Genomic DNA, 26410 nt, shown 5'->3' on the forward strand with positions numbered 1-26410 from the left:
ATGAGGCCCCGAACGCCGAGCGGGCCGGTGCCGCCGCGGAGGGCTGTGCCGCTGAGCGGGCCGGTGCCGCCGCGGAGGTCCGTGAGGCCGGGGAGGGTCGCGTTGCCGAGCGGGCCGGTGACGCCGCGGAGGGCTGTGCCGCTGAGCGGGCCGGTGCCGCCGCGGAGGTCCGTGAGGCCGGGGAGGGTCGCGTTGCCGAGCGGGCCGGTGCCGCCGCGGAGGGCTGTGCCGCTGAGCGGGCCCGCGCCGCCGCGGAGGACAGGGCTGTCGAGCAGGCGCTCGCGCTGGTCGGACGCCGCTCCCCGCGTGGGCCCCACTCCGTGGCTCAGCCACAGTCCCGGGCCGGGTTCTCGGAACAGAGTCCCCGGCAGGGATCCGGTCCGGGCCCGCGCCAGAGTCCTGACCACGGCCCTGACCACGTCCCTGGCCAAGGACCCGGGCAGGGATCGGACCCGGACCCCGTTCAGAGCCCCGGTCCCGGTCCTGGCCCGAGTGTTCACCAGGGCACTGACCACGGTGCCGGCCACAGCCCCGGCCGTGCCCCCGGTCGGCAGCCCCCCAGCCACTGCCCCGGCACCGAATCCGCCCGCGATCCGCGTGCCCGCGACCGACGCGCCGACGTTCAGCGCAGGCATGCCACCGCCTGGGGCGAGGCCCGCGCTCTCGCCGCGCGGGCCGGGCGGTCCGCCTCGCCCCGCACTCTGCGGCTCACCCTCGACCGGGCCATCGGACGCGTACTCGCCGAGCCGCTCGCCGCACTCGCCGATCTGCCGTCCTTCGACACCTCCGCCATGGACGGCTGGGTCGTTGCCGGACCCGGGCCCTGGACTCTCCGAAGAGGCGAGGACGGCGGGCAAGGGCTGTGCATTCTGGCCGGGCACAGTGTGCCCGCGCTGCTTCCCGACGGTGATGCCGTACGGATTGCCACCGGCGCCCGCATCCCGGCCAATGCCACCGCTGTGATCCGGAGCGAACACGCTCACGCCGACGAGGCCAAGGGGCTGTTGTACGCGCAGCGCCAGGTGGTTCCCGGGCAGGACATCCGGCCGCGTGGCCAGGAATGCCGTTCCGGTGATCAACTCCTGCCCGCCGGAACGATGGTGACGCCTGCCGTCCTCGGGCTGTCCGCCGCTGCCGGTTACGACGAGCTGCTGACGGTCTCCCGCCCGCGCGTCGATGTCCTCGTCCTCGGGGACGAACTGCTCACCACCGGTCTGCCGCACGACGGGCTGATCCGGGACGCCCTGGGGCCCATGATCGGCCCCTGGCTCCGGGCGATGGGCGTCGAGGTCTCCGCTCCGCAACGCCTCGGCGACGACCGTGAGGCCCTCCGGCATGCCCTCACCACCTGCGACGCCGATCTCGTCATCACCACCGGCGGTACTGCGGCAGGCCCCGTCGACCACGTCCATCCCGTCCTCGCCGAGATCGGCGCGGAGCTGGTGGTCGACGGCGTCGCCGTGCGCCCCGGTCACCCGATGCTGCTGACCCGGCTGACCTCCGGGGGCCCGTATCTCGTCGGGCTGCCCGGCAACCCCCTCGCCGCCGTCTCCGGCCTCCTCACGCTCGCGGAGCCCCTGCTGCGCGGGCTGGCCGGCCAGCCGGTGGAGGTTCCGTACCGGGTCGTCGTGCGCGACGAGGTGCACGGGCACCCGCACGACACCCGCCTGGTCCCTGTCGTGCACCGGGTCGGTGCGGGCTCGGGCTCCGAACACGTCGTACCGCTGCACTACAACGGTCCGGCCATGCTCCGTGGGATCGCCGCCGCCGACGGGCTGGCGGTCGTGCCGCCGGGCGGGGTACGGTCCGGCACCGAGGTGGAGATCCTCGATCTACCGTGGGCCACGGCGACGCCATGGACGGAAGGGTGTTTCACGTGAAACTTCCCGGCCACGACGCGATGGCCAGGCGGGTCGACGAGCATGTCGTCCCCACCCGGATCATGCTTCCGCGTCGTGTCGTCGACAGGCCGCTCCGACAGGTGGCCAAACGGCTGTTGATGGCGCTGATAGTCCTGGCCGCCACGGTGCTGATCGTCTGGGCCGACCGCTCCGGCTACCACGACAGCGCAGATGAATCGGTGGACCTGCTCGACGCCATCTACTACTCGACGGTCACCCTCTCCACCACCGGCTACGGCGACATCACTCCGTACAGCGACAGTGCACGGCTGACCAACGTGGTGCTCGTGACACCGCTGCGCGTGCTCTTCCTGATCATCCTGGTCGGCACCACCCTGGAGGTCCTGACGGAGCGGACCCGGGAGGACTTCCGGCTGAACCGTTGGAGAACCAACTTGCGTGACCACACCGTTGTCGTCGGTTTCGGTACGAAGGGCCGTTCGGCGATCCAGACGCTCTGCGCCACCGGTCTGAAGAAGGAACAGATCGTGATCGTCGACCCGGCGAACAAGGTGATCGAGGCAGCGAATGCCGAAGGTTACGTGGGCGTCGTCGGGGATGCGACGCGAAGCGAGGTGCTGCTGCGGGCCGAACTCCAGAAGGCGCGTCAGATCATCATCGCCACCCAGCGTGACGACACGGCGGTGCTGGTCGCGCTGACGGCGCGGCAGCTCAACCGTGGCGCGAAGATCGTCGCGGCGGTGCGCGAGGAGGAGAACGCACCTCTGCTGCGGCAGTCCGGCGCCGACGCCGTGATCACCAGCGCCAGTGCCGCGGGCCGGCTGCTGGGCCTCTCGGTCCTCAGCCCGAGCGCGGGCACGGTGATGGAGGACCTGATCCAGCAGGGCAGCGGCCTCGATCTCGTCGAACGGCCGGTGATAAAGGCCGAGGTCGGCAAGAGCGTCCGGGAGACCGACGACCTGGTCGTCAGCGTGCTGCGTGGTCACCGGCTGCTCGGTTACGACGATCCGGCGGCCAGCCCGTTGCAGCTGACGGACCGGCTGATCACCATCGTGCGTGTGTCGGACACCCCGCCGCTGAACACGCCGCGCCGGCAAGGGGCGTGACGGCTCGGGCGTTTCTCTTCGCCCGGCGTGACGACGTCACGGAGTAGCCTCGCCGCCATGCATGCGATCACGATCCCCGAACCCGGTGGCCCCGACGCGCTCGTATGGGCCGAGGTCCCCGATCCCGTACCCGGCGAGGGCGAGGTCCTCGTCGAGGTCGTGGCCGGCGCGGTCAACCGCGCCGATGTGCTCCAGCGGCAGGGCTTCTACAACCCGCCGCCCGGCGCGTCTCCCTACCCCGGTCTGGAGTGCTCCGGCCGGATCACGGAAATCGGCCCCGGTGTCGTCGGCTGGTCCGTCGGCGACGAGGTGTGTGCGCTGCTGGCGGGCGGCGGATACGCGGAGAAGGTCGCCGTACCCGCCGGACAGCTGCTCCCCGTACCGGACGGCATCGACCTGACGGTGGCCGCGGCGCTGCCCGAGGTGACGTCGACCGTCTGGTCGAACGTTTTCATGGTGGCCCATCTGCGCCCCGGCGAGACGCTGTTGGTGCACGGCGGGTCCAGTGGTATCGGCACGATGGCGATCCAGCTCGCCAAGGCCGTGGGCGCGCGGGTCGCGGTGACGGCGGGCGGGCCAGAGAAGCTGGCGCGCTGCGCGGAGCTCGGGGCCGACATCCTGATCGACTACCGGGAGCAGGACTTCGTCGAGGAGTTGCTCAAGGCGACGGACGGGGCGGGCGCGGACGTCATCCTCGACATCGTCGGCGCGAAGTACCTGGACCGGAATGTGAAGGCGCTTGCCGTCAGCGGTCGACTCGCCATCATCGGTCTGCAGGGCGGCGTCAAGGGCGAGCTCAATCTGGGCGTCCTGCTGAACAAGCGGGCTGCCGTCACCGCGACGTCGCTGCGCGGACGCCCCCTTGCGGAGAAGGCCGCCATCGTCGCCGCCGTGCGCGAGCATGTGTGGCCGCTGATCGGCAGCGGTGTGGTCCGGCCGGTCGTGGACCGTACCCTGCCGATGTCCGACGCGGCGGAGGCCCACCGGGTGCTGGAGTCCAGTGTGCACATCGGCAAGGTGCTTCTGCGGACGCCGGCAGCCTGAGCCATACGGACAGCGGGCCCAGGCACACGAATTCGTGTGCCTGGCCCCGCAGTCCGTCCGTGCGCAGTGCTGTGACCGGCCATGTGTGCCCCATGAGGAGCGTCGTCCAGTGCGTGCGATCGCAAGGCGGCCGGACGTCCTGGGGTGGGGCGGGCAAAGCCTGCCGGCAGGGGCAGTAGATAGGTGGAAAAGGTGTACGGGCTTACAGGTACGGTCCCGAGCGGATCGCCCCGTGCGCGTCCGACGCGCCGTCATCGTCCTCGTGACCGCTGCCCGGCGGCAGGGCGCGACGCATCTGCTCCAGTTGCGCCCGGGCCGCCATCTGCTGGGCGAACAGCGCCGTCTGGATGCCGTGGAAGAGGCCCTCCAGCCAGCCGACCAACTGAGCCTGCGCAATCCGGAGTTCCGCCTCGGAGGGCACCGACTCCTCGGTGAACGGCAGCGAGAGCCGCTCAAGTTCCTCCACCAGCTCCGGGGCGAGGCCATCCTCCAGCTCCTTCACGGAGCTTGCGTGGATCTCCTTGAGCCGGACCCGGCTCGCCTCGTCGAGAGGAGCCGCCCGGACCTCTTCCAGGAGCTGCTTGATCATGCTGCCGATGCGCATGACCTTTGCGGGTTGTTCGACCATTTCTGTCACTGGGACCTCACGCGATTCGTCGTCAGTGCCACCGCCGCCGATCGCCATGCCGTCCTGTCCCACTACGAGGACTTGGGGGTGCTCCTGCGACCGTTCATTCCTCGGCATCTCCATGGCGTCATTGTCTCGCACGCCTGCTGTACAACACGGTGGTGCCCCCGCAAACGGTTGATCCACCGTTTTTGGGGGCACCGAATCAGCCGGTCAGGTCATTGATCTCATCGCACGTCTCGTCATCCGGCCCGCCGTGCCAGCGCCAGACGCGACCGCGTGAACGCCGCCGCGAGCACCCCGGCCAGCAGCGGGATGCACACGACGAGCACACCGATGGTCGCCCAGGGCAGCACGATCGGCGTGTACGCCGACTGCGTGGGATTGAGCCGCATCACCTTCAGCGCTTCCCGCAAATCGATGAGGCGCAGTGCCACCGCGGGCACCAGGCCCGCCAGTGTGCCGAGCACCACACCCGTGAGCGCCACCACCACACACTGGAAGCCGGACAGCTTCCGCCGCATGCTCGGAGTCGCACCCACGGCGCTGAGGGTGTTCAGATCGGCTTCCGCGTCCGCCTTGGCGAGGCCCGTGGTGATCGCGGCGGCGCCCAGAGTCACGGTGCCGGCGAACAGGGTCAGGATCAGCAGTATGGTGTTCTGCCGTTGGCTGGGGCCGGATTCGGACTGCACCCAGATGCCGCCGCCGGACTGCTCCATGGCAGCGGACACCCGCTGGTTCTCGGCGTCCGTCGGCGTGTGGGCGACGGCGTACACGCTCCCGGTTGCCCTGGTGTGCAGGCCGAGCCGCTCCGCGGTCCTCTCCGGAAGGATCATGCGTATTCCGGGGGTGGCGGCGTACTTCGCGGGGGCCACGTACACCTTCAGCTTGTCCGTGGTGGTCCGCGCCTCGCCCGGGTGCAGCTTTCGGTTCTTCGCGTCCTTCTCGCTGTACTGGTGGACCGCCTTGACGGTGACCTCGCCGTTCTCCGCGTACACCGGGTTGAGCAGCACCGGAGTTCCCGCGGCCAGTGCCTTGGCGGCTGCGGGGTCGTCGAGCTTCACATACGTGTCGAGCAGGGCCGCGTCCGCGACGACGATGTTGTGCTCGTCGGCGTTGAAGAGACCCCACGCCATCAGGTCGGTGAGGCAGGCAGGGGAATGCATCAGCTTCTTGTGTTCGTCGGCGGAAAGCCGCGCGGCGAGTTCCTTGGCTCCCTTGCGGGTGAGTGGGCAGCTGTGGGCCTTGTCGGCGGGCTTGACCAGTTCCAGCGAGCCGCAGTGGTTCTCCTCGTACACGCTGCAGTCGCTGCCTGCCCAGACCCGCCGGAAGTCCGCGTGTCCGCTGCTGACGGCCATGTTCCGCTCCACCGCTGCCCGTGCCAGCGGAAGGCGTTCTACCGCATCCGCGGAGGACGCGACGACGATGGTTCCCTTGGTGAGCGACGGAACGTAGTTGTACTCCACCTCGGCCGAGTAGCTGGACATGTTCGTGGCGACGGCCACCGAACCCGCGACGGCCGCCATCACCGCGGCCACGGCGGGAGCGGTACGACCTCGGTTGCGGGCCGCGTCCCGCAGCGCCATCCGGGGCGAGAGAGGCAGCCACCTGCCGAGCCGCCCCAGGGAACCGACGATCACCGGGATGCAGGCGAGCAGCCCGAGTTCCGCGACGATCGAGCCGCCGGCGACCAGCGCCGAATTCCCGCTGGTGCCGCCGTAGAGGGCGATCGCGGCACCGCAAGTCAGCACGCAGGCGCCCAGGATGGGCAGCAGCCGTGAGGAACGGCGGACGCCGCGCCGTCCGGTGAGGGACTCCAATACGGACTGCCGGCTTGCCACGATCGCTGGGGCGAATGCCGCCAACAGGCCGGTGATCAGGCCGATCACGGCGATGAGCAGCAACTCCAGCGGGGGCATCGAGAGGGAGCCGAACCGGTGTCCGGCCCAGTTCTCGATCACGGGCTGGAGAGCCGCGGTGAGTCCGAGGCCGACCACGACACCCGTCATCGCCCCGATGCCACCGAGCACGAGACCGCCGCCGAGCACCACGGCCCTGACATGGCGCCGGTCTCCGCCACAGGTGCCGAGAAGGCCGAGCTGGCGGCGGGAGCGGCGCGCACCGACCGCGAAGGCCGGTCCGGCGAGCAGCACGATCTCCAGGACCGCCATGGCGACCACGGTGATGAATGCCGTGCTGAGCTCTTCGGATCCGTTTTCGGTGATGCCGGGGTTTCTGGCGGCCAGCGGGACCTCGGAGTCCGGCGGCGGGTCGAGGACGACCTGCCGGGACGTGACGAGTACGCCCTTCTTATTGGCCTCCATGATGTGCGGCCAGGTCACGCCCACCCCTGCGGGGCCCTTGACCAGCCAGTCCGTGGACCCGGCGTTCGGCGGGAGCACCTTCTTGTCGTGGTCGGACCCGTCCTTCCACGGCGCGATGACCGCACCGGGGTCGGCGTAGAGCGCCTTGGTCTTCAGCTCGCTGGGCAGCTCGACCACACCGGTGATGGTGTACTTCCGGCCGGAGTTGCGCACGGTGGTGGTTGAGCCGAGGTACAGCCCGGTCGCCTTCAGGAACGGCTCGGTGGCGGCCATCTCCCCCATGCCGTGCGGATAGGTGCCACGTACGAGGTCGATCTTGCCGCGGAGCATGCTGTCCGACGTCCGGATCTCGACGATGTCGGTGTTCGTGACGCCGTACCGGGTGGTGACACTCGCCGGGACGGACTGGATGCTTACCGCCCGCGACCCCTTGGGGAACGTCGTCCTGATGTCGACCGGGTCGCCGTTCCCCGCGGGGAGTACGTCGTCGAGGTTCGTGTAGGTGCTCGCGTCGGGGAGCTGCTCGATGGGTCCCATCATCTGGTCCCTGAACAGCGCGTCGGCGGACCCTATTTCACTGGTCAGGGCCTCGGTGGTGGTCGGCGTCATGCTGCGGTACGTCACATCGAGTGCCGTGACGCCGAGCACCGGGACAGCGATCATCGTGACGACCAGTGCGCTGCGGCCCTTGGCGCGCATCGCGTCGCGCCTGGCTACGCGGAGGGCGGCGCGCCAGCCCGTGAAGATGCTCACCGGGCGCCCTCGGCGGCCAGCAGCGAGGCGGCGTCGGTAGTGAGCGTCTGGTCGACGATCGAACCGTCCCGGAGGAACACGACCCGGTCGGCCCAGGCGGCGTACCGCGGCTCGTGCGTCACCATCACAGCGGCCGCACCCTGGTCACAGCGGTTGCGCAGGAGCGCGAGCACCGCCTCGCCGGTCTCGGAGTCGAGCGCTCCGGTCGGTTCGTCGGCGAGTACCAGGCGCCGGTCCCCCACCAGCGCGCGGGCGATCGCGACGCGCTGCTGCTGGCCGCCGGACATCTCGTCCGGGAACCGGTCGGCGATCTCCAGGAGGTTCAGCTCCTCCAGCGCCTCCCGCGCCTCCGTGCGGGCCTTGCGCACGGAGACCCCGTCGAGTTCGCGCGGCAGGGCGATGTTTTCGGCTGCGGTGAGTGCCGGTATCAGGTTGTAGTCCTGGAAGACATAGCCGACGCTGCGGCGGCGCAGGGCGGCGATGCCCTTGCGGCCGAGGCCGGCGATGTCCCGGCCCTCGATGATGACCTGGCCGCTGGAAGCGGTGTCGAGACCGCCCGCGATGGTCAGCAGGGTGGACTTGCCGGAGCCGGACGGGCCCATCACGGCGACGAGTTCACCGGTGTGCACGGAGAGATCGATGCCGCGCAGGGCGTGCACTTCGGCGACGCCGGTGCCGTGGGTGCGGGTGAGCGCTCGGAGTTCGAGCACCGGTGCGTCGACCGGCAGTGGCGAACCGGACGAGGACACGGGTCGGGACGGGGCGCGCGAGGACATGGTGGGTGGTTCCCCCTTGGAAGGTCTGAGCTCGGTGCCGGTTTCCGGGTGTTCGTGGTCAGCGTCGGGTGCGTGGCCGGGTGGTGCGGGCCGGGGCGCGTTTGGCCGTACGTCCCTCGGGCTCCGGCTCCGTGGCGGCGGCCTCGGCGAGGCGGACCAGCCGGGACTCGCAGTGGTCCAGCCAGCGGGCCTCGGCCTCCGCCTGAAAGATCAGCTGCTCCAGTACGAGCAGCCAGGCGACCTCGTCGCGGTTGGCCGGGACATCGGCGAGGGCCTGGGCCTTGAGACGGGTGTAGTCCTGCATCGCCTTCACCGTGTGGTGGCGCTGGGACTGGATGACGGCCCGGATGTCGATACCGGGCGCGCCGACCGCCATGGCGAGCTTGATGGCCAGCTCGTCGCGGGGTGGGTTGCTGCGGTCGACGGGTGTCTCGAACCAGCTCCGCAGCTCGGTGCGGCCGTCGTCGGTGATCGCGTAGAGGGCGTGTCCCTGGTCGTCCTCGTCGTCCTGGACGACCAGGCCGTCGCGCTCCAGCCTGCTCAGCGTCGTGTAGACCTGGCCGACGTTGAGCGGCCAGGTGGAACCGGTGCGTGACTCGAATTCGGTGCGGAGCTGGGAGCCGTATCTGGGCCCGCGTTCCAGCAGGGCCAGCAGCCCGTGACGGATCGACATACTGAGTATGTATACCGAGTATGCTGCGCGATGCAAGCTCCTGCTGGAACACGCGGGCGTGGCGGGGGGCGTGGGCCCTGTCTCAGTTCGGCCGGCGCAGACGGAACGCCAGGAAGCCCAGCCCCAGCCCTATCAGTGCGATTCCGGCGCCCAGCGACACCCTCTGTACTCGCCGCACGGTGGGAGTGCCGAGGGACTGCGGCGCGAGTCGGCCCTCCGGCGGGGAGCCGCTCACCTCGGGCGTGGCCGCGGGCACCGCGACAGGAGTCGTCACGACGGGCTGGACCTCGGGCTGTACCTCGGGCACGCCGTGGGGGGTGTCGCGATGAGCGAGCTCCTCCGGAGAGAACGGACGGCCCGGCCGCAGGCGCCCTTCCCCGGCCTGCCGCCCAGCGAGTGGCGGCTGCGCCTCAGGGAGGGCCGACGGCCTGGCGGACCGGCTCACGGATGCCCTGGGGGAGGGCGAGGCGGAGCGTGAGGTCGAGGCCGGGGCCGGGCGTGAAGGCGAGGGTGAGGCGGAGCGTGAGGCCGAGGCCGGGGCCGGGCGTGAAGGCGAGGGTGAGGCGGAGCGTGAGGCCGAGGCCGGGGCCGAGGGTGGGGCGGGGCGTGAAGCCGAGGCCGGGGCCGAGGAGGAGGGGGTGGCCGGCCTGCCGGCCGATGCGGCCGGGGAGGGTGCGGAGGGCGAGGGCGGAATCGTCGAGTGATCGGCCGAAGGAGTGACCGGGGGTTCGCCCGAAGGGCCGGAGGATGCGCCGGAGGAGGGGGTGGCGGTCGGGGCGGCGGGGCTCGGGGGCGAGGAGCCCTCGGGGGGCGGCGGAGCGGCCACCGATCCGCCGGGCCGAGCCCGGGTCAGCCCCGGCGTACCACCGGAAGTGCGCTGGTCGGAGTGTGCCTGTCCCTGTGCCGGTCCCAAGGCCGCCCCCGCGGCTATCACCAGACAGGCCACACACCTCGACGACCATATGGAGAGGAGTGCTGAAGCCATGAGGTCAGCGTCACATGTGCCGATATGTCCGGCATCTCAGGTGGCTGTCCTGCATCCCGGACGCCTGTAAGAGCCTGTCGGGCGACCTCTGATCGGGCGGCCACGCCCTGGCACGCACGCTTCCCGCGTTGCCGAAATGCCCTGGTAGCTCCTTCCCCGAGCTCTCAGCTTCGTTCGAGCGGGGAGACCCCACCCGAAGCCATCCCGGCGCCCACGAATCGCACGCACCACGCCGCGCCCGCTTTCCGATCGAAGGTCGCCCGACAGGCTCTCAGGCGAAACGGTCCGGCACACCTCACACGTGCCGGACCGTCACTTCTCCTTGTGCGTGCGTGTCAGGCCGGGTCGCCCGTCGAGACGCGCAGCTCGAAGTGCGCGCCCTTCTCGTCTATGGGGGTACCGGCGGACGGGAACTGTTCCAAGACCTGGTCCTCGGCGTAGGTGTTGCCCGGGACCTTGATCTTCTTGATCGTCCAGCCCACGGCCGTGGCGCATTCCTTGGCGGAGAGGTAGTCCTTGTACGTGAAGTCCGGCGCTTCGATCTTGCTCGGGTCGTCGCTGGCCTCGGAGGGGTCGGTGCAAGCCTCCGTCTTCATGGTCCGGTTCCGCTCCGGATCCTTGTGCTCGCCCGCCACCGCCGAGCTGCTCGGGTCACCGCCCTTGCCCGTGTCCGAGCCCGTTTCGTTCTTCAGCGACAGCACCGTGATCAGGCCGCCGATCGCGATCAGCGCGACCACGATCGAACCGACGATCACCGGCATGTTCCGCTTGCTGCCCCCGCCCGTGCCGCCGCCGCCACCCACCGGCTGCGGCGACATCGTGTATGGCGTCGGGGCCGGGGTCCGGTACGCCGGGCTCGACTGCGGGTAGCCGTAGCCCGGCGACGGCGTGGGCGCCGGGGCCGGGGTCGGCGGGCCGTACGGGCCGGGCTGCTGCTGGTACTGCTGCGGCTGGTACGGCATCTGCACGCCCTGCGGCGCCTGCGTGGACTGGTCGACCGGCGGGAAGACCGCGGAGCCGACGCCTGAGCCGCTGTTCGCCGGTCCGGCCGGGCCGCCGATGATCACCGGGGCGCCCGTCTGACCGCCCGCGTTCAGCACGCGCGTGATCTCGTCCTGCATCGCCGCCGCGCTGGGGAAGCGCTCGTTCGGGTTCTTTTTCAGTGCCCGGGCGACCAGTGCGTCCATCGCCGGGGTGATCGACCGGTTGATGGAGGACGGCGCGACCGGCTCCTCCTGGACGTGCGCGTACGCGATGGCGAGCGGCGAGTCCGCGTCGAACGGGATTCGTCCGGTCAGCAGCTGGAACAGCATGATGCCGACCGAGTACAGGTCGGAGCGCGCGTCCACCCCACGGCCCAGGGCCTGTTCGGGGGAGAGGTACTGCGGGGTGCCGACGACCATGCCGGTCTGCGTCATCGACGTGACGCCCGACTGCATGGCGCGGGCGATGCCGAAGTCCATGACCTTCACGACGCCGCGCTTGGTCACCATCACGTTGCCGGGCTTGATGTCGCGGTGGACCAGGCCCATTTCGTGGCTGGTGTCCAGCGCGGCCAGCACGTCGCCGGTGACCTTGAGTGCCTTGTCGGCCGGCATCGCACCGTAACTGCGGATGTCCGCCTGGAGTACGGAGCCGAGCGGCTCCCCCTCGACGTACTCCATGACGATGTACGGCATCAGCGCGCCGCCGAGCTCGTCCTCGCCGGTGTCGAAGACCGAGACGATATTGGTGTGCTGCAGCTTGGCCACGGCCTGAGCCTCGCGACGGAACCGCTCACGGAAGGACTGCTCACGCCCCAGCTCCGTGTGCAGAGTCTTGATCGCCACTTGACGGTCGAGCGCGGAGTCGTACGCCAGATATACGGACGCCATCCCGCCTTCGCCGAGCAGGTCGCGAAGCTGGTAGCGGCCACCGGCGACCGAACCGCCCGCGTAGCGACCCTGGGCGCCGTGCGCGCCGTCCTGGCTCATGACTTGCTTCCCCCTCGGCGCGCGTCTCGCGCGAAGATCCGTATGACGCGCCAAGTCTGCCCGAGGGGTACGACACGTCAAGCCGGGTGCCCGTTCCGTGACCCTAAGCACAGGAAGCGTCTCGGAAGCGTTACAGAATTTGCGTGAGCGGTGCGCCAGCCGGTTTGATGGCCCGTCCCTCTCGAGAACCGGGTGTCCGGCAGAGCCTGTAGCGTGACGTGGCAATGCAGCAAGGCATGCAAGACACCGTGAGAACCCGCGGACGCGCGGACAGATACGACGGCGAGGACTGATGGCACCCGAACCCGAAGCAAACGGCGGCGGAGTCTCGGATGCAGCCGACTCCTGGGGCATCGGAGGTGTGGTCGGCGACGGACGTTACCGGATGACACACCGGCTGGGCCGAGGTGGCATGGCCGAGGTCTTTGCCGCGGAGGACGTCCGGCTGGGACGTACCGTCGCGGTGAAGCTGCTCCGTTCCGATCTTGCCGAGGACCCGGTCTCCAAGGCCCGGTTCACGCGTGAGGCACAGTCGGTCGCGGGCCTCAACCACCATGCGATCGTCGCCGTGTACGACTCCGGCGAGGACGTCGTGGGCGGCCAGACCGTCCCGTACATCGTGATGGAGCTCGTCGAGGGCCGCACCATCCGTGATCTGCTGCTCAACGCCGAGGCGCCGCCGCCCGAGCAGGCGTTGATCATCGTCTCGGGGGTACTGGAGGCCCTCGCGTACTCGCACCAGCACGGCATCGTGCACCGTGATATCAAGCCGGCCAACGTGATCATCACGAACTCCGGCGCGGTCAAGGTGATGGACTTCGGCATCGCCCGTGCGCTGCACGGCGCGCAGTCGACGATGACCCAGACCGGCATGGTCATGGGCACGCCGCAGTACCTCTCCCCCGAGCAGGCGCTGGGCAAGACCGTCGACCACCGCTCCGACCTGTACGCCACCGGCTGTCTGCTCTACGAACTCCTCGCGCTGCGGCCCCCGTTCACGGGCGAGACGCCGCTCTCCGTGGTGTACCAGCACGTCCAGGACATTCCGGTCCCGCCGTCCGAGATCCTGGACGCGGTGCCGCCGGAGCTGGACGGGCTCGTCATGCGGTCGCTCGCGAAGGACCCGGACGACCGGTTCCAGAGCGCCGAGGAGATGCGCGGGCTGGTCCAGTACAGCCTGCAGATGCTCCAGGTGCAGGGCGGTCACACGGGTACGTGGAACACCGGGCCGGTCACCATGCACGAGTTCGGCAACACCCCCGCCATGGGCATGCCCGGCGGGACGATGGCGATGGGGCACCCGCAGCACGGGGACACCTCGCAGAGCCCGATCCTGCCGCCGATGAATCCGGACGACGGCGGGTACGACGGCGGACACCAGAGCGGTGGCGGCCGCGGCAAGCTCTGGCTGTTCGTCGTTCTCGCGCTGATCGCGATCGGGGCGGGTGCCGCCATCGCGGTGAACGCCGCGGACAACAACGACACCACCCACAAGAAGACGCCGACCACGACCTCCAGTTCCCCCGCCCCGAAGAAGAGTTCGGAGAAGCCGACCGACGAGCAGACGGACACCGCCCCGACGGCGGACGACACCACCGGTGGCAAGCAGCAGCCGAACAACCCGCCGTCCTTCTCCCGGTCTCCCTCGCAGACCACGCCGTCCCAGACCCCGTCCGACACGGCCACCTCGCCGGACACCGGCACGTCCGACGGCACGACGAACGAGGGCACGACCGGTGGTGAGACCCCCCAGCCGAGTGACACGGCCACCGCTCCGGGCACCCCGGGCGGCAGCGACGCTGCCGGGGCGGCCGGCGGCACCCCGGGCGGCAGCGACGCCGCCGGGGCGGCCGGCGGTACGCCTCAGTAGAGCCCCTGTGGCCCTGCCCGCCCTCACCCCGTGAAGGCGTCGCGCACCGCCTCGTACTCCCGCGTCCACCAGACCGCCAGGGCCGACACCGCAGGAAACTGCGGGTCGGCCCTTCGGTCGTCCAGGCGGTAGCGCCAGCGCAGTATCCAGAAGTCGTTGAGCCGCTCCCACCACACCCGGTGCACCGCGGCAGCCAGTTCGCAGGCGCCCGCCCCGACCGCACCCCGATAGGCCCGCGCGTAGGCCCGTACCCTCTCCAGGTCCAGCTTCCCGGCGGGCTGTACGAAGAAGATCGCCGCGGCCCGTACCGCCTCCTCGGCGCGCGGCTGCACCCCCAGCCGGTCCCAGTCGATGATCGCCACCGGGCCGGCGCCCCGGTACAGCACGTTCAGCGGGTGGAAGTCGCCGTGCACCCAGCCGGTCGCCGGGATGTCGGGCGTGGGCGGCCGGCGGTCGGCGTGCCGCTCCAGCAGGCCGCGCCGTTCGACGAGGCGGTGCTCGGCCAGCTCGTCGAAGGAGTCCCGTGGGCGGTGTTCGCGCGCCGCGGCCAGCAGGTCGTCGATCAGCGCGAACGTGTCGACGGCGTCCGGGCTGGCATGCCGGCGCCCCCCGGTCGCCCCCGTCTCCATCACTTGCGCGAGCCCCGTGTGTACGGCTCCGAGGAGCGCCCCGAGCCGTTCCGACTGGGCGAGGGTCAGCTGGGCGCCGACCCGGTGCAGTCCGTCCACCCAGGGGTGCAGCGCGTAGCACCGGCCGTCGATCTCCGTGACCGTGTCGCCCTCCGTGTCCTCGACGGGCGGGGCGACCGGCACCCCGAGCGACTGCAGCTGCTGGGTGGCGCGGTGCTGGCGGACGATCGTCGCGCGGTCGCCGGTGGAGTCGTCGAGATGGTGTTTGAGGAAGTACGAGCCGCGGGTGGTGGAGACGCGGTAGCCGTGGTTGAGGAGGCCCTTGGTGAGGGGCTTGCAGCTGAGGGGCTCACCGGCGTCCGGGTAGCGGCGCAGCACCTCGCCGACCGGAGGAACAGGTGGAAGGGTGACAGATGAGCGCGGCACTCACCACATGGTAGATCACGCTGCGTGTCGGTTCGGCTGACTTGCGTGATGGCGCAGAGTGTGCACCGTGACGAAGTGCGGGGCGAGGCGGAGGTAGACCGGCTCGAAGGGTTCGCCGCTGACCTCCCGAGGTGCCGCACCGAAGCGCTCGCGCTGCTCCTGGCTCGGATGCACGATCTCGGCAGGACCGGTGAACTGGACCGACCACAGGTCGCCGCCGTCGCCGGAGGCCGCCGTGTTGAAATTGTCCGCCCCGTACGCGACGACGGTGCCGTCGCACGAGGCGTGGTACCCGAGTCCGCTGTGCATCCGCAGGACGACGTGGCCGTCGATCACGATGTGGCGGGCCACCGCCAGACAGGGGAGCGCTCGTCGGGTCGTCGCCAGCCGGCCGTACGGCACCCGGGCGAGCAGCTCGATCGCTTGCAGTTCCTCGGAGGACATGCGCTCCACTCTGCGACACCTCGGTGGGCACAGAAAGAGGCCGCGGCCCCGGGTGATCCGGGACCAAAGTCCCGGGGGTCATCCGGGACCACGGCCCCGTCGGAGAGGAGGGAGGGCGCCCGCGGCCCGTCCCGTACCGCTCAGCGCTGCTCGGCCTGGAGCCGCGCCACATAGGCGGCTGCCTGCGAGCGGCGCTCCATGCCCAGCTTGGAGAGCAGGCTGGAGACATAGTTCTTGATCGTCTTCTCGGCGAGATGGAGCCGCTCACCGATCACCCGGTTCGTCAGCCCCTCGCCGATCAGATCGAGGATCTTGCGCTCCTGGTCGGTGAGGCTCGCGAGCTTGTCGTCGCCCCGGCCCTTATTTCCCTCGCGCAGCCGCTCCAGCACACGCGCGGTCGCGACCGGGTCCAGCAGCGATTTTCCGGCCGCCACATCCCGTACCGCATTCAGCAGCTCATTGCCGCGGATCGCCTTGAGCACATATCCCGACGCGCCCGCCATGATCGCGTCGAAGAGGGCTTCGTCATCGGCGTACGAGGTCAGCATCAGGCAGTGGATGCTGTTGTCCAGGGACCGGATCTCACGGCAGACCTCCACCCCGCTGCCGTCCGGCAGCCGTACGTCGAGCACCGCCACATCGGGCCGCGTGGCGGGGATGCGCACCAGAGCGTCCGCCGCCGTACCGGCTTCGCCGACGACTTCGATGTCGTCCTCGACCGAGAGCAGCTCATGGACCCCGCGTCGGACGACCTCATGGTCATCCAACAGAAATACGGTGATTTTTCCTTCTTCGCGCACAATCGCAGTCTCACACACTCCCCTCTTCCCTGCCGCTGAACGGCGGGATAACGTGCCGTTGTTCCGGCGGCCTGCAAGGCCGTTCCCAGCGCTGTGACCAGCGAGAGTTCCCGAATTTCTCGATTTACTTGGAAATCCAAGCAAAATCGCAGGTCAGGGAGTGTTTCGCAGTTGTGCGATGCACTGGGTAACGTGCCTTTGACAGGACGCTCGCCGGGGCACCTGTCACGCCTGTTCCCGGCCGAGCGGCACCCACCCCGTGCACGGGTACGGACACAGGCGAGCCGCACTGGTCTCCCGGCAGACCCCGGGGGCCGGACCGACGGAGGAGCACGCACGTGACCGTGGAGAGCACTGCCGCGCGCAAACCGCGACGCAGCAGCAAGCGGACCAGCGCCGCGAAGACGCCACAGAGTTCCGAGCCCGAGCTTGTACAGCTGCTGACGCCCGAGGGCGAGCGCGTCGAGCACCCGGACTACACGATCGACCTGACCGCGGACGAGCTGCGCGGTCTGTACCGGGACATGGTCCTGACCCGCCGCTTCGACGCCGAGGCGACCGCCCTGCAGCGTCAGGGCGAACTGGGTCTGTGGGCCTCGCTGCTCGGCCAGGAGGCCGCGCAGATCGGTTCCGGCCGAGCACTGCGCGACGACGACTACGTCTTCCCGACCTACCGTGAGCACGGTGTCGCCTGGTGCCGCGGGGTCGACCCGACCAATCTGCTCGGGATGTTCCGCGGCGTGAATCACGGCGGCTGGGACCCGAACAGCAACAACTTCCACCTGTACACGATCGTCATCGGCTCGCAGACCCTGCACGCCACCGGCTACGCCATGGGCGTCGCCAAGGACGGCGCGGACTCCGCCGTGATCGCGTACTTCGGGGACGGCGCCTCCAGCCAGGGCGACGTCGCCGAGTCGTTCACCTTCTCCGCGGTCTACAACGCCCCGGTCGTCTTCTTCTGCCAGAACAACCAGTGGGCGATCTCCGAGCCCACCGAGAGGCAGACCCGCGTCCCGCTCTACCAGCGCGCGCAGGGCTTCGGCTTCCCCGGCGTCCGGGTCGACGGCAACGACGTACTCGCCTGCCTCGCCGTCACCAAGTCGGCGCTGGAGCGGGCTCGCCGGGGCGAGGGACCCACCCTCGTCGAGGCGTTCACCTACCGGATGGGCGCGCACACCACCTCCGACGACCCGACGAAGTACCGGGCGGACGAGGAACGCGCCTCCTGGGAGGCCAAGGACCCGATCCTGCGGCTCAGGACGTACCTGGAGAAGCAGGACCTCGCCGACGAGGCGTACTTCTCCGCGCTCGACGAGGAGAGCGAGGCTCTCGGCAAGCGGGTCCGTGAAGCGGTACGGGCCATGCCCGATCCGGACCGGATGGCGATCTTCGACCACGCGTACGCCGACGGCAACCCCCTCGTCGACGAGGAGCGCGCCCAGTTCGCCGCCTACCAGGCTTCGTTCGCCGAGGAGGGCAACTAGTCATGGCCCTGGAAAAGATGTCCATCGCGAAGGCGCTCAACGAGTCGCTGCGCAAGGCCCTCGACACCGACCCCAAGGTCCTCATCATGGGTGAGGACGTCGGCAAGCTGGGCGGGGTCTTCCGGATCACCGACGGGCTCCAGAAGGACTTCGGCGAGGACCGGGTCATCGACACGCCGCTCGCCGAGTCCGGCATCGTCGGCACCGCGATCGGTCTGGCCCTGCGCGGCTACCGGCCGATCGTGGAGATCCAGTTCGACGGCTTCGTCTTCCCCGCGTACGACCAGATCGTCACGCAGCTCGCGAAGATGCACGCCCGCGCGCTCGGCAAGATCAAGCTGCCGGTCGTCGTCCGGATCCCGTACGGCGGCGGCATCGGCGCCGTCGAGCACCACAGCGAGTCGCCCGAGGCGCTGTTCGCGCACGTCGCGGGGCTGAAGGTGGTCTCGCCGTCCAATGCGTCGGATGCCTACTGGATGATGCAGCAGGCCGTCCAGAGTGACGACCCGGTCATCTTCTTCGAGCCGAAGCGACGTTACTGGGACAAGGGCGAGGTCGAGACCGACCTCATCCCCGGTCCGCTGCACAAGGCCGCGACGGTACGGGAGGGCTCGGACCTCACCCTCGCCGCATACGGCCCGATGGTGAAGGTCTGCCTGGAGGCCGCCGCGGCCGCCCAGGAGGAGGGCAAGTCGATCGAGGTCCTGGACCTGCGGTCGATGTCCCCGATCGACTTCGACGCCGTCCAGGCCTCGGTCGAGAAGACCGGCCGGCTGGTCGTCGTCCACGAGGCGCCGGTGTTCTACGGCTCCGGTGCCGAGATCGCCGCCCGCATCACCGAGCGCTGCTTCTACCATCTGGAGGCACCGGTGCTCAGGGTCGGCGGCTACCACGTCCCGTATCCGCCGGCGCGTCTCGAGGACGAGTATCTGCCGGGCCTGGACCGGGTGCTCGACGCCGTCGACCGCTCGCTGGCGTACTGAGGAGAGGGGTCGTGACGACGATGACCGAAACGTCTGCTCGCTTCCGTGAGTTCAAGATGCCCGACGTGGGCGAGGGACTGACCGAGGCCGAGATCCTCAAGTGGTACGTACAGCCGGGGGACACCGTCACCGACGGCCAGGTCGTCTGCGAGGTCGAGACCGCGAAGGCGGCCGTGGAGCTGCCGATCCCGTTCGACGGCGTGGTGCACGAGCTGCGCTTCGCCGAGGGCACGACCGTCGACGTCGGCCAGGTGATCATCGCGGTGGACGTGGCGCCGGGCAGCAGTGACACGGCTGCGGAGGCGGCTCCGGCCTCGGCCGAACCGGAACCGGCTGCGGAACCGGAGGCACCGAAGGGCCGCCAGCCGGTGCTGGTGGGCTACGGCGTGGCCGAGTCCTCCACCAAGCGCCGTGCCCGCAAGGGCGCCGAGCAGCCGGCGGCCGCGGCTGCCGCGATCCAGGGCGAGCTGAACGGTCACGGACCGGCCGTCCCGGAGAGCCGCCCGCTCGCCAAGCCGCCGGTGCGCAAGCTGGCCAAGGACCTGGGCATCGACCTGGCCACGGTCGTCCCGACCGGCGAGGGCGGGGTCATCACGCGCGAGGACGTGCACGCGGCGGCCGCGCCCGCACCGGCGCAGGCGACCGCACCCGCCCCGGTTCCGGCCACGGTCCCGGAACCGGTGGTCACCGCTCCCGCCCCGGTACCGGGTGCCCGGGAGACCCGTATCCCGGTCAAGGGTGTGCGGAAGGCCATCGCGCAGGCCATGGTCGGCAGTGCGTTCACCGCACCGCATGTCACCGAGTTCGTGACGGTCGACGTCACGCGCACGATGAAGCTTGTGGCGGAGCTCAAGGACGACAAGGACATGGCGGGGGTCCGGGTCAACCCGCTCCTGATCATTGCCAAGGCGCTCCTGGTCGCGATCAAGCGGAACCCGGAGATCAACGCGGCCTGGGACGAGGCCAACCAGGAGATCGTGCAGAAGCACTATGTGAACCTGGGCATCGCGGCCGCCACCCCGCGCGGTCTGATCGTGCCGAACATCAAGGACGCGCAGGACAAGACCCTGCCGCAGCTCGCCGCAGCACTGGGCGAGCTGGTCGCCACGGCCCGGGACGGCAGGACGTCTCCCGCCGCCATGGCGGGCGGCACGGTGACGATCACCAACGTCGGCGTCTTCGGCGTCGACACGGGTACGCCGATTCTGAACCCGGGCGAGTCCGCGATCCTCGCGGTCGGTGCGATCAAGCTGCAGCCGTGGGTCCACAAGGGCAAGGTGAAGCCCCGTCAGGTCACCACGCTGGCGCTGTCGTTCGATCATCGCCTGGTCGACGGCGAGCTCGGTTCCAAGGTCCTGGCGGATGTCGCCGCGATCCTGGAACAGCCCAAGAGGCTGATCACCTGGGCCTGATGGCCGTGTGAGACGGAAGAAGCGGGCCTGCGCGGAGATTCCTTCCGCGCAGGCCCGCTCTTCTGTCGGGTCAGGTCACCCGGCGGGAGCCAGGATCACCCAGTCCCCGGCGGGCGCCGACCGGGTGCCGTCGGCGTACACGGCGGTCACCCGGTAGAAGTGGGTGGTGCCGGTCGGGGCGGTGGCGTCCGTGTACGACACCTCCGTGACGGGGTCGACGGTCAGCTTCTCGTACGTGCCCGCGGTCGGGTTCCACCGTTCGACCAGGTAGCCCGTCGCATCGGCGACCGTGTTCCAGGACAGGTCCACCGAGGTGCCGGTGGTGCCCCGGGTCGCGGTGAGCGTGAGCAGGTCGTTGTCCGGGGTCTCCTCGGACGGTGTCAGGTCCAGCTCGGTGACGACGGCGATCTCGGCGCTGTGCGTCATCCGGAAGCTGGAGTTGCCGGAGGTGTCCTCGACGTCGATGAAGTAGCACCGCTCCTCACCGTCGGGCAGCCGCTCGTCGGTGTAGGACGTGGTGGCCGCGTCGAGGTACTCGCGCGAGGTGCCGTAGCAGACCCGCTCGTCCTCGCCGTCGATCAGCTCTCCGCGGTACACCACGTACCGCTCGAGATCGGGCTCGGTGTTGGCGTTCCAGTGCAGCTCGATGCCGTACTCGGTGGCCTTGGCGGTGAGCCCGGTGACCGGCGCGGGCGGAGTCACGTCCCTGGCGAGCGTGGTGACCTTGACCGTGGTCGAAGGAGCCGACTCCCGGCCCGAGTTGTCGTAGGCCTTGATGACGTAGTGGTAGGTGAGGCCGTCGGCCGGGGAGGTGTCGGTGCAGGTGTACTGGAGCCGTCCGTCGCCGAGCGTCTTCCAGGTGGTGCTGCAGCGGATCGGCGCGGCCGAGGTGTCCACGGGGAGCGTCTCGGAACGGTAGACGTGGAAGTCGTACACATCGCCGTCGACGGCGTGATCGGTCGTCCAGGTGAAGGTCGCACTGCTGATCCCCGGCGTCGCGACGATGTCCCGCGGCGCCGCGACCGGACGGTACGCCGCGACGGCGGGGCCGTACGCGGAGGCGCGCCCGGCACCGTCCACAGAGGCCACCTGGTAGGTCCACTTCTCGGAGCGCTTCACCGTGGTGTCGGTGAAGGCCGTGGCGGTGACGGAGCGGACCGATACGTGACCGTGCTGGTCGTCGCGCTTCAGGTTGTAGCGCACCGCGCCCGGGACGGGCTTCCAGGTCAGCACGATGCCGGCATCGGTGCCCTTCGCGGTGAAGTCCGCCGGAGGGGTGACGGCGACAGTGGTCAGCGGTATGTCGGCACTGCCGATGGAGACGTTTCCGGCCTTGTCGTAGGCGCGGACCTCGAAGTAGTACGTCTTCCCGCCCTCGGGCGGGACCCCCGCGTACGAGGTCGCGGTGGTCGTCTTCACGAGGGTGAACGTGCTGGATCCCTTGAGCCGGCGGTAGACGCGGTAGCCGGCGAGGTCCATCTCCTTGTTCGTGGACCAGGTCACCTTGGCGTTCGCCGTGGCGTTGTCGAGGACCGCCTTCACGCCGACCGGGCTGAGCGGCTTGACCTTGTCGACGGTGGCCGACGTCCTCGGTGCGTAACCGAACTTGACGTCGGCCGGGCCCGTCCAGTTGACGAAGTCGATGCGCAGGGAGTGCTTCCCGGCGGGGACGGTGATGTTGACCGTCTTCTTCTGGGTGGTGGAGACGTTCCTCCAGATGTCGACCTTGCGCACCCCGTCGACGTACACGCGAATGCCGTCACGGGTCGCCACGGTGAACGCGAAAGGGCCGCCGGAGCCGAAGTCCCGGGTCAGGGACCAGCGGACACCGAAGTTGTCCTTCGGCAGGCCGGAGGCGGGGGCGCCGGTGCCCCAGTTCTGGTCGATGACCGAGTCGCAGTCGGTCTTCTTCGGCGTACCGGAGAACGACGTGTTCGCGAAGAACTGCCGCTTGAAGACCGGCGAGGTGCAACTGGTCGCCGCAGCAGCGGGCGTGGCACTCACGGCGGTGAGCAGACTGCAGGAGGTCGCGGCGACCGACAGCGCGGCGACGCTGCGAAGCCGCCCACGAGGAATGGTGGTCAATGTGCGCATTGCCCTTTCAGGCTGGATGACGGGGGGTGAACCCGCGGCCGGGTGCAGGAAGGGGTCCGCCGTACCGCACGGCGGACCCCTCCCTCACCCCCGGAAACGGGGGTGGAGGACTACTTCTTGAAGGAGTAGTCCATGATCTTCTTCATGTCCGCGGTCCGGGTCGTCGCGCTCGTGGAGGCGAGCACGGTACCGATGACCGTCTTGCCGTTCCGGGTCGCGGCGAACACCAGGCAGTACCCAGCCGTCGGGCCGGAACCTGTCTTCACACCGATCGCACCGCTGTAGCTGCTGAGCATCGCGTTGGTGTTGGACCACGACATGTAGCGGTAGCCACCGGACTTCGTGGTGACTTTCTGCGTGGTCGACTTGGTCTTGACGATCGTGCGGAAGGTGGAGTTCTTCATCGCACTGCTGGCGATCTTCGTCAGGTCGCGCGGCGTCGAGTAGTTCGAGCCGTTCCCTATGCCGTCGAACGAGTCGAAGTGGGTGTTCTTCAGACCGAGCGACTTGGCGGAGGCGTTCATCTTGCCGATGAACGACGTCACGCGGGCCGCGCGGGTGGTGCCGGTGCCGAACTTGTCGGCGAGCGCGTACGCGGCGTCGCAGCCGGACGGCAGCATCAGACCGTAGAGGAGCTGGCGGACGGTGACCTTGTCGCCGACGATCAGGCGCGCCGACGAGGCGCCCTTGGCGACGATGTAGTCGCTGTACGCCTTCTGGATCGTGACCTTGGAATCCAGGTTGAGGTTCGTCTGCGCCAGCACCACCTTGGCCGTCATGATCTTGGTGGTCGAGCCGGTGGAGCGACGGGTGTCCGCAGCCTTCGTGTAGAGGGTCGACGCGGTTCCGTTGTTCATCACGTAGCCGCCCTTGGCGGCGATCGTGGGGACGGGCAGCGTGGCAGCCTGCGCCGCGGAGGCGAAGACGCTGCCCGCGATGACAGCACCCGCGGTAAGAGCCACGGTGGCAGTGGCGGAAACGCGGTTTATGCCCTTAATACCGATTTTCAACTTGAACGCTCCAAATGCCCCTGGAATGCGGCCGCATATCGGTGCCGCTCGGTGGTGAGACTCACGAGGTGCCCGAATGGATGTGCTGAATCCCCGAGTAATTTCCGGGGTTTTACCGTCCAGATTCCGGACAGCGCCGCCGCATGCGTGCATGTTGTATCTATGCTGTGTGCATGCCTGCCGCACCCCCTGTCGTGACACCCCCGCCCGCCAAGCAGCCGCCCGCCGCCGAACGCGTCTACACCCACATCAAGAAGGCGGTCCTCGACCGCCGTTACGAGGGGGGCACGCTCCTCACCGAGGGCGGCCTCGCGGACGCCGTCGGCGTCTCCCGTACACCCGTGCGCGAGGCCTTGCTGCGGCTGGAGGTCGAAGGGCTGATCAAGCTCTATCCGAAGAAGGGGGCCCTGGTGCTTGCCGTCTCCGCACAGGAGATCGCGGACGTGGTGGAGACCCGGCTGCTCGTAGAGGAGTTCGCCGCCCGCAAGGCCGTGCCCGCCTCGGCGAAGCTGATCGGCCGCCTGGAGGAACTGCTCGACGAGCAGCGACGGCAGGTGGCGGCCGGGGACCTGGCCGCCGTGTCGGTCGCGGACCGCTGCTTCCATGCCGAGATCGTGCGCAACGCCGGCAACGAGATCCTGTCGCGCCTCTACGACCAGCTGCGCGACCGGCAGTTGCGGATGGGCGTCGCCGTGATGGAGGCGCATCCCGGCAGGATCGCCGCCAACATCACCGAGCACACCGAGCTGTTGGAGGCCATCAGAGCCGGGGACGCGGACGGTGCCGCGCAGGTCGTACGGCGCCATGTCGGCCGGGTCAGGGTGCTGGTCCGGGGTGAGGACCGGTGAGTTCTGCCGCCGCTCCCACCCTGTCCCTGCCCGGTGATCCGCCCGGCGGCCGCCGGGCCGCCCGGGTCTGGGGCATCGGCGTCGCCGTCTACTTCGTCGCCATCATCTTCCGTACGAGCCTCGGGGTTGCCGGTCTCGACGCCGCCGACCGGTTCGACGTCAACGCCTCCGCGCTGTCGACGTTCTCCATCCTTCAGCTGCTCGTCTACGCGGGCATGCAGATACCTGTCGGCCTGATGGTCGACCGGCTCGGCACCAAGAAGGTCCTCACCCTCGGGGCCGCCCTGTTCACCGTCGGGCAGCTCGGCTTCGCACTCTCCCCGTCGTACGGCATGGCGCTGGCTTCCCGGGCGCTGCTCGGCTGCGGCGACGCGATGACGTTCATCAGCGTGCTGCGGCTCGGTGCCCGCTGGTTCCCGGCCCGGCGCGGACCGCTGGTCGGCCAGATCGCCGCACTCTTCGGCATGGCGGGCAACCTCGTCTCCACGCTCTTCATCGCCCGCGCCCTGCACAGCTTCGGCTGGACCGCCACGTTCGCGGGCAGCGCGGCCGCCGGGGCCGTGGTCCTCGTCCTGACCCTCCTTTTCCTGAAGGACCACCCCGAGGGGTACGAGCCGCCGCCCGTCGAACACGCGGGCGCCGCCTACGTACGCAAGCAGATCGCCGCCTCGTGGCGGGAGCCCGGCACCCGGCTCGGGATGTGGGTGCACTTCACCACGCAGTTCCCGGCCATGGTGTTCCTGCTGCTCTGGGGGATGCCGTTCCTGGTGGAGGCACAGGGGCTGAGCCGGTCCACTGCCGGCGAGCTGCTCACCCTGGTGGTGCTCTCCAACATGGCCGTCGGCCTCGTCTACGGACAGGTCATCGCCCGCCACCACGCCGCGCGCGCCCCACTCGCCCTCGGCACGGTCGCGGTGACGGCCGTCGTGTGGGCGTCGACGATCCTGTACCCCGGCGACCACGCGCCGATGTGGCTGCTGATCACGCTCTGCGCGGTGCTCGGCGCCTGCGGACCGGCCTCGATGATCGGCTTCGACTTCGCACGGCCGGCCAACCCGCCGCAGCGCCAGGGCACCGCATCGGGGATCGTCAACATGGGCGGTTTCATCGCCTCGATGACGACACTGTTCGCCGTCGGTGTGCTGCTCGATGCGACGGGGGACAACTTCCGCATCGCGTTCGCCTCGGTCTTCGTCCTGGAGGCGATCGGGGTCGTACAGATCCTGCGGCTGCACGCCCGCGCCACGCTCCGCGAGCGGAACCACCATGTGATCAGCCGCGTGGAGGCCGTGCACGTTCCCGCGTGACGCCTGCCGCGGCCGGTCCGGCGGCGCGCCCGTCTCTTCTCCTCACAAAGACGGGCGCCGCCGACCGTGCCGTTACGGCGTGACGGCGAAGTTCTGCAGGATCGCCGTCGCCAGCTCCTGGTCGCCCTCGACCTTGATCTGGTCCGCGACCGCCGTCGCCCGCACCCGCCCGCAGGCCAGCCGGACGTACGTCTCCCAGTCCATCGCCAGCGTCACCGCGGGCCCCAGCGACGGCGAACCGTCCACCGAACCACGGCCGTCCGCGTCGACCCTGACCGTGCGCAGGAACTCCATCGGCCCGTGCACATCGAGCACGACCGCCGAATTCGGCGGTGCGCCCGCGTCCTTGGCGACCACCTTCGGCAGCGCGGCGAGGAGCGTGTCCCGGGTGATGGTGGCGCCGGGGGAGTCGAGATTGCCGGGCTTGCTCAGCGTCGTACGCAGATCCTGCTCGTGCACCCAGACGTCGAAGGCCCGCATCCGCAGTGCCAGTTCGAGGGTCTGCTCGGCGCCGAGCGGCGCGCGGGTCATGGTCTCCGGGGCACGCGACTCGTTCCGCAGCTGACGCGAGCGGCGGATGATCGTGTACTCCAGCTCGGAGGTCATCTCGGGTGCCGTGTGGTGGCGCCGTACATCGACCTGCATCTCCATATAACGGGTGAAGTCGTTCTGTACGTGGTAGAGATCGCGCGGCAGCGTGTGGATCGGCCGCGGATCGCCGAGCTGCTCGCACTCCATACCGATGATGTGCGAGACGATGTCGCGCACCGACCAACCGGGGCACGGTGTGCGGCGATTCCACTCCCCCTCGGCGAGCGGCGTCACGAGCTCGGCTATCGACTCGATGGAGTGGGTCCAGGCATCGGCGTAGGTCTGGAGGCTGGGATGGACGGTCACGGGACCCCTCGTGCGGTTCTGCGGTGCATGGGCTGGACTGCTGGCGCGGTCGGCGGGCGGCGACTGCGGGCTGCGTGGG

General features: G+C 69.7%; 22 protein-coding genes. 9 read left to right on the forward strand and 13 right to left on the reverse strand.

All coding sequences use genetic code 11. The annotated features are described in order from the left end of the window. Window positions 1-284: 284 nt before the first annotated feature. The 3 genes from ACIBB8_RS10895 to ACIBB8_RS10905 are packed head-to-tail and all read left to right on the forward strand — an operon-like array spanning window position 285 to window position 4012. Entirely contained in the window at window positions 285-1880 is a 1596-nt protein-coding gene (locus ACIBB8_RS10895) for a molybdopterin-binding protein (protein WP_398950892.1), read from the forward strand. Next, window positions 1838-2968: a potassium channel family protein gene (locus ACIBB8_RS10900; protein ID WP_398950659.1), complete on the forward strand. Its 1131-nt coding sequence runs from the start codon at window positions 1838-1840 to the stop codon at window positions 2966-2968. The genes ACIBB8_RS10895 and ACIBB8_RS10900 overlap by 43 nt, the downstream gene beginning before the upstream one ends. A 57-nt stretch (window positions 2969-3025) precedes the next feature. Then, window positions 3026-4012 carry an NAD(P)H-quinone oxidoreductase gene (locus ACIBB8_RS10905; protein ID WP_398950661.1) on the forward strand — a complete coding sequence of 329 codons (987 nt, stop codon included), beginning with the start codon at window positions 3026-3028 and terminating at the stop codon, window positions 4010-4012. 202 nt (window positions 4013-4214) lie between these two features. Here ACIBB8_RS10905 and ACIBB8_RS10910 read toward each other — a convergent pair whose 3' ends face one another. The 7 genes from ACIBB8_RS10910 to ACIBB8_RS10940 form a co-directional block, all read right to left on the reverse strand. Continuing rightward, a complete protein-coding gene (locus ACIBB8_RS10910; protein WP_327245455.1) occupies window positions 4215-4763 on the reverse strand; it encodes a bacterial proteasome activator family protein in 549 nt (182 codons plus the stop codon). A 119-nt stretch (window positions 4764-4882) separates the two neighbouring features. Beyond that, window positions 4883-7717, reverse strand: a complete 2835-nt coding sequence (locus tag ACIBB8_RS10915) for an FtsX-like permease family protein (protein ID WP_398950663.1) — start codon at window positions 7715-7717, stop codon at window positions 4883-4885. Next, the gene (locus tag ACIBB8_RS10920) at window positions 7714-8493 is read right to left on the reverse strand and encodes an ABC transporter ATP-binding protein (RefSeq protein ID WP_398950665.1); all 780 of its coding nucleotides are present in this window, start codon (window positions 8491-8493) and stop codon (window positions 7714-7716) included. Before ACIBB8_RS10920 ends, ACIBB8_RS10915 begins: the two co-directional genes overlap by 4 nt. A 58-nt stretch (window positions 8494-8551) precedes the next feature. Continuing rightward, window positions 8552-9166, reverse strand: coding sequence for a PadR family transcriptional regulator (locus tag ACIBB8_RS10925; protein ID WP_398950667.1), 615 nt, complete (start codon window positions 9164-9166; stop codon window positions 8552-8554). Window positions 9167-9248: 82 nt separating this feature from the next. Next, entirely contained in the window at window positions 9249-9473 is a 225-nt protein-coding gene (locus ACIBB8_RS10930; protein ID WP_398950669.1) for a hypothetical protein, read from the reverse strand. A gap of 103 nt (window positions 9474-9576) precedes the next feature. Continuing rightward, the gene (locus tag ACIBB8_RS10935) at window positions 9577-10116 is read right to left on the reverse strand and encodes a hypothetical protein (RefSeq protein WP_398950671.1); all 540 of its coding nucleotides are present in this window, start codon (window positions 10114-10116) and stop codon (window positions 9577-9579) included. A 370-nt stretch (window positions 10117-10486) separates the two neighbouring features. Next, window positions 10487-12124 carry a protein kinase gene (locus ACIBB8_RS10940; RefSeq protein WP_398950673.1) on the reverse strand — a complete coding sequence of 546 codons (1638 nt, stop codon included), beginning with the start codon at window positions 12122-12124 and terminating at the stop codon, window positions 10487-10489. 292 nt (window positions 12125-12416) lie between these two features. On the opposite strand from ACIBB8_RS10940, the gene ACIBB8_RS10945 reads away from it, so the two are divergent. Continuing rightward, window positions 12417-13994, forward strand: coding sequence for a protein kinase (locus tag ACIBB8_RS10945; RefSeq protein WP_398950675.1), 1578 nt, complete (start codon window positions 12417-12419; stop codon window positions 13992-13994). 23 nt (window positions 13995-14017) lie between these two features. Here the strand turns inward: ACIBB8_RS10945 and ACIBB8_RS10950 are convergent, their stop codons facing one another. The 3 genes from ACIBB8_RS10950 to ACIBB8_RS10960 form a co-directional block, all read right to left on the reverse strand. Beyond that, window positions 14018-15001, reverse strand: coding sequence for a phosphotransferase (locus ACIBB8_RS10950; RefSeq protein WP_398950893.1), 984 nt, complete (start codon window positions 14999-15001; stop codon window positions 14018-14020). A gap of 63 nt (window positions 15002-15064) precedes the next feature. Then, window positions 15065-15493 (reverse strand): pyridoxamine 5'-phosphate oxidase family protein, encoded by a 429-nt coding sequence (locus ACIBB8_RS10955; protein WP_398950677.1) that lies wholly within the window; start codon window positions 15491-15493, stop codon window positions 15065-15067. A 140-nt stretch (window positions 15494-15633) separates the two neighbouring features. Continuing rightward, window positions 15634-16293, reverse strand: coding sequence for a response regulator (locus tag ACIBB8_RS10960; RefSeq protein WP_398950679.1), 660 nt, complete (start codon window positions 16291-16293; stop codon window positions 15634-15636). A gap of 338 nt (window positions 16294-16631) precedes the next feature. Here ACIBB8_RS10960 and pdhA point away from each other — a divergent pair, with 338 nt between their 5' ends. Genes pdhA through ACIBB8_RS10975 form a run of 3 tightly spaced genes read left to right on the forward strand, consistent with a single transcriptional unit; the run spans window position 16632 to window position 20175 of the window. After that, a complete protein-coding gene (gene pdhA, locus ACIBB8_RS10965; RefSeq protein ID WP_366136502.1) occupies window positions 16632-17780 on the forward strand; it encodes a pyruvate dehydrogenase (acetyl-transferring) E1 component subunit alpha in 1149 nt (382 codons plus the stop codon). 2 nt (window positions 17781-17782) lie between these two features. Next, window positions 17783-18763, forward strand: a complete 981-nt coding sequence (locus ACIBB8_RS10970) for an alpha-ketoacid dehydrogenase subunit beta (protein ID WP_366690129.1) — start codon at window positions 17783-17785, stop codon at window positions 18761-18763. Window positions 18764-18774: 11 nt separating this feature from the next. Beyond that, window positions 18775-20175, forward strand: a complete 1401-nt coding sequence (locus ACIBB8_RS10975) for a dihydrolipoamide acetyltransferase family protein (RefSeq protein WP_398950681.1) — start codon at window positions 18775-18777, stop codon at window positions 20173-20175. A 75-nt stretch (window positions 20176-20250) separates the two neighbouring features. On the opposite strand, the gene ACIBB8_RS10980 is transcribed toward ACIBB8_RS10975, so the two are convergent. Continuing rightward, window positions 20251-22269 carry a PA14 domain-containing protein gene (locus ACIBB8_RS10980; protein ID WP_398950683.1) on the reverse strand — a complete coding sequence of 673 codons (2019 nt, stop codon included), beginning with the start codon at window positions 22267-22269 and terminating at the stop codon, window positions 20251-20253. A gap of 110 nt (window positions 22270-22379) precedes the next feature. Next, complete coding sequence (locus ACIBB8_RS10985; RefSeq protein ID WP_398950686.1) at window positions 22380-23279, reverse strand: D-alanyl-D-alanine carboxypeptidase family protein; 900 nt, start codon at window positions 23277-23279, stop codon at window positions 22380-22382. A 173-nt stretch (window positions 23280-23452) separates the two neighbouring features. Here ACIBB8_RS10985 and ACIBB8_RS10990 point away from each other — a divergent pair, with 173 nt between their 5' ends. Together ACIBB8_RS10990 and ACIBB8_RS10995 are read left to right on the forward strand one after the other, a co-directional pair. Further along, window positions 23453-24127 carry a GntR family transcriptional regulator gene (locus ACIBB8_RS10990; protein WP_398950688.1) on the forward strand — a complete coding sequence of 225 codons (675 nt, stop codon included), beginning with the start codon at window positions 23453-23455 and terminating at the stop codon, window positions 24125-24127. Beyond that, complete coding sequence (locus ACIBB8_RS10995) at window positions 24124-25434, forward strand: nitrate/nitrite transporter (RefSeq protein WP_398950690.1); 1311 nt, start codon at window positions 24124-24126, stop codon at window positions 25432-25434. The genes ACIBB8_RS10990 and ACIBB8_RS10995 overlap by 4 nt, the downstream gene beginning before the upstream one ends. A 72-nt stretch (window positions 25435-25506) precedes the next feature. Here the strand turns inward: ACIBB8_RS10995 and ACIBB8_RS11000 are convergent, their stop codons facing one another. Then, a complete protein-coding gene (locus ACIBB8_RS11000) occupies window positions 25507-26331 on the reverse strand; it encodes a maleylpyruvate isomerase family mycothiol-dependent enzyme (RefSeq protein WP_398950692.1) in 825 nt (274 codons plus the stop codon). Window positions 26332-26410 lie beyond the last annotated feature (79 nt).

The sequence above is a fragment of the Streptomyces sp. NPDC051286 genome (assembly GCF_044455345.1).
Taxonomy (GTDB): Bacteria; Actinomycetota; Actinomycetes; order Streptomycetales; family Streptomycetaceae; genus Streptomyces.